The sequence below is a fragment of the Actinosynnema sp. NPDC059335 genome, from assembly GCF_042752395.1.
Classification (GTDB): domain Bacteria; phylum Actinomycetota; class Actinomycetes; order Mycobacteriales; family Pseudonocardiaceae; genus Actinosynnema.
Window position 1 is genome coordinate 11,454 of the sequence record NZ_JBHYXZ010000188.1, and the last position, 3,528, is coordinate 14,981.

Here is a 3,528-nt window from a genome sequence, read left to right on the forward strand (position 1 = left end):
CGTGGGGGGGGGGGGGGGGGGGGGGGGGGGGGGGGGGGGGGGGCGGCGGGCGGGCGGGGGGGGGGGGCCGGGGGGGGGCCCCCGGGGGGCCCCCCGGGGGCCGGATCAGCCCATCGCCGCCCGCAGCGACGCCGGCCGCATGTCCGTCCACACCTCGTCGACGTGCGCGGAGCACTCGTCCTTCGTGCCCTTGGTCCCCTCGAACCGCCACCCGGCGGGCACGTCGTGGTGCGCGGGCCACAGCGAGTACTGGCCCTCGTCGTTGACCAGGACCTGGTAGGTGATGTCGTCCCTCATGCTTCCTTCTCCTCCTGTGCTACCGCGTACCCGCGCAGAGTCGGGCTGACTGTGACGAAAACCGTGATCACGACTATGCCGACCGCGCACGCCACGACGGCGGTCCGCGCGGACAGCGCTTCGGTCAGCACACCGCCGACGAGGGGACCGACGGCCCCCGCCGCGCCGACGACGACGCCCATCACCCCGCTGAGCCGCCCGCGCAGCTCGTCGGGGGTGAGCAACAACTGGTGCGTGCCGATGGTGGTGTTGGCCGTGGGCGCGAGGAAGCTCATCAACGCGAAGAGCACCCCGAGCAGGTACGCCGACTCCACCACCAGCGCCACCGGGACCAGCAGCGACAGCACCCAGAACACCGAGGCGATCGACCGGTGCGGCCCGAGCGCGCGGTGCAGCGCCGGCGCGGCCAGCGCGCCGAGCACGCCGCCGACGCCGAGCATCGCCGCCATCACGCCGATCTCGCCCTCGGACGCGCCCCCGTCCCGCACCAGCACGATGACGACCAGGTAGAACGCGGTGAAGAACAGGTTCAGCACGACCGCGCACAACGCGGTCACCCGGATCTCCCGCCTGGTCCACACCCACCGCAGGCCCTCGCCGATCGACCGCAGCAGGTGCGGGTGCGACTCGACCGGCGCGGACGGCGGCACGCGCAGGAACAGCAGCGCCACGAACGCCACCACGTGCGTGACCAGGTCCACCAGGAACGGCAGCCACCGCGCCACGGCGAGCAGCACACCGCCCAGCGCCGTGCCCGCCATCTGCCCCAGCGACGACCGGGCCCCGTTCAGCGCCACGGCCGTCGCCAGCTGCGACTCCGGCACGAGCCGGGGCAGGCACGCGTCCTCGGCCGGCTCGAACAACGCCCGGCACACGCCGAGGACCGCGGCGACCGCGAGGACGTGCGGCACGGTGACCGCGCCGGCGACCACCGCCACCACGAGCCCGCCGAGCGCCAACGCCTGGGCGGCCTGGCACGCCAGCATGATCCGGCGGCGGTCCCACCGGTCCACCAGCGCGCCGGCGGGCAGGCCGACCAGGAGCTGCGCGGCGGCGTCCACCGTCAGCACCAGGCCGGACAGCACCGGCGACCCGGTCAGCGCCAGCACCAGCAGCGGCAGGGCGAGCACCGTGGCGCTCGACCCCACCTCGGCCAGGGCCTGACCGCTCCACAGCAGCGTGTAGTTGCGGTTGCGGGCCAACGACGTCGTCACAGCGCACCCCGGCAGTCGGCGGCGATCGCCCGCAGCGCGGCGGCGAAGTCCGCGGCCGCCGCCCCGACCTCCGCGGCCGACAGCGCCGACGGGTGGTAGTACCAGGTGAAGCCCAGCGTCCGGCCCGCCTCGCCGACCACGTCGAGCAGGTGGTCGCCGACGTCCGACGGGTCGTTCGCCTCGCCGACCGACGGCCGCACCGCCCGGTACAGCCCGGTCGACTCGGCCGACCCGCCGTCGAACTGGCCCAGGTAGTTGAACGACACCGAGGGCCGGCCGGTGTCGGGCACCAGGCCGTGCTGCCGCAGCGCCCCGTACCCGAACCCGTTGGCCGGCACCGCCCGCAGCTGCCGGCGCACCGCCTTCACCCGGTCCCGCCACGTGCCGTCGGGGACCTCCAGCGACACCGGGAACACCGTGGTGAACCAGCCGACGGTGCGCGAGAGGTCCACGTCCAGCACGTCCTCGCGACCGTGGCCCTCCAGGTCCACCGCGACCCGCGACGAGCCGGTCCACCGCGACAGCGCCCACGCCAACGCGGTCAGCAGCACGTCGTTGATCCGCGTGCGGTAGACGGCGGGCGCGCCGCGCAGCACCGCTTCGGTGTCCTCTTCGGACAGCTCCACGGTGACCGCCTCGGGCGCGTCGGACGGCTGCGGGAACGGCGGGAACTCGCGCGTCCAGTAGCCGACCTCGTCGTCCAGCGCGCCGCCGAGCACGTGCTCCTCCAGCCGCCGCGCCCACTCCCGGTAGGACGTGGTCTTCGCGCCCAGGTCCCCGCCCCGGTAGGCGGTCTCCAGGTCGTCCAGCAGGATCCGCCACGACACCCCGTCGACCACCAGGTGGTGCGCCACCAGCAACAACAGCGGCTGTTCCCGCCCCGGCCCGAACAGCACGGCCCGGAACAGCGGCCCGGACGCCAGGTCGAACGAGGCGTGCACCTCGTCCGCGACCCGCTCCAGCGCCGCCGGGTCGTCCACGACGGTCAGCACGTCCACGTCGCGGACGTCGTCGTTGTGCTGCCGCCACACGCCGTCCTCCAGGGTGAACCGCAGCCGCAGCGCGTCGTGGTGCGCGACCAGCACGCCCAGCGCCCGCCGCAGCGCGTCCACGTCCACCGCCGGGTCCAGCTCGACCAGGTGCGACTGGTTGAAGTGGTGCGGGTTGCGCCGCCCGGAGTGCAGGAACCAGTGCTGGATCGGCGTCAGCGGCACGTCGCCCACCACCGGCGCGCGGTCGGCCGCCGACGACACCTCCACCGCGACCACCGGCGCGAGCGACGCCACGGTCTGGTGGGTGAACAGGTCGCGGGTGCTGAACCGGTACCCGGCCTGCCGCGCCCGCGCCACCACCTGCATGCTCAGGATCGAGTCGCCGCCGAGGGTGAAGAAGTTGTCCTCCGCGCCGACCCGCGGCACGCCCAGCACGTCCGCCCACACCGCGGCCAGCACCTCCTCCACCGGTCCGGAGGGCGCGACGTACTCCGCGCCGCCCGCGGCGGTGAAGTCCGGCTCGGGCAGCCGGGCCCGGTCCACCTTCCCGTTGGGGCTCACCGGCAGCTCGGCCAGCGGCACGAACGCCGACGGCACCAGGTAGTCGGGCAGCGTCTCGCCCAGGAACTCCCGGAGCTTCGCCACCTCGCCCACCACGTAGGCGACCAACCGCTTGTGCCCGCGCGCGTCCGCCCGCGCCACCACGACCGCCTCGCGGACGTCCGGGTGCGCGAGCAGCGCCGTCTCGATCTCGCCCAGCTCCACCCGGAACCCGCGGATCTTGACCTGCTCGTCGGCCCGGCCCACGAACTCCAGCGACCCGTCGCGCCGCCACCGGACCACGTCGCCGGTGCGGTACATGCGCGACCCGGGCGGGCCGAACGGGTCGGCCACGAACCGCTGCGCGGTCAGGCCCGGCCGGTCGAGGTACCCGCGGGCCAGGCCGACGCCGGACACGTACAGCTCGCCCGGCACGCCGACCGGGGTGGGCCGCAGCGCCGCGTCCAGCACGTGCACGGTGGTGC

At 75.1% G+C, this 3,528-nt stretch carries 3 protein-coding genes; all 3 read right to left on the reverse strand.

Going from position 1 to position 3,528, the window contains the following annotated elements; translation table 11 throughout:
- Positions 1–105 precede the first annotated feature (105 nt).
- Positions 106–297: an MbtH family NRPS accessory protein gene (locus ACFXGA_RS35655; protein ID WP_233826766.1), complete on the reverse strand. Its 192-nt coding sequence runs from the start codon at positions 295–297 to the stop codon at positions 106–108.
- Positions 294–1,511: an MFS transporter gene (locus ACFXGA_RS35660; RefSeq protein WP_378095973.1), complete on the reverse strand. Its 1,218-nt coding sequence runs from the start codon at positions 1,509–1,511 to the stop codon at positions 294–296. The genes ACFXGA_RS35655 and ACFXGA_RS35660 overlap by 4 nt, the downstream gene beginning before the upstream one ends.
- On the reverse strand, positions 1,508–3,528 hold a 2,021-nt coding region (locus ACFXGA_RS35665; protein WP_378095976.1), incomplete at its 5' end, for a condensation domain-containing protein. The genes ACFXGA_RS35660 and ACFXGA_RS35665, both read right to left, overlap by 4 nt.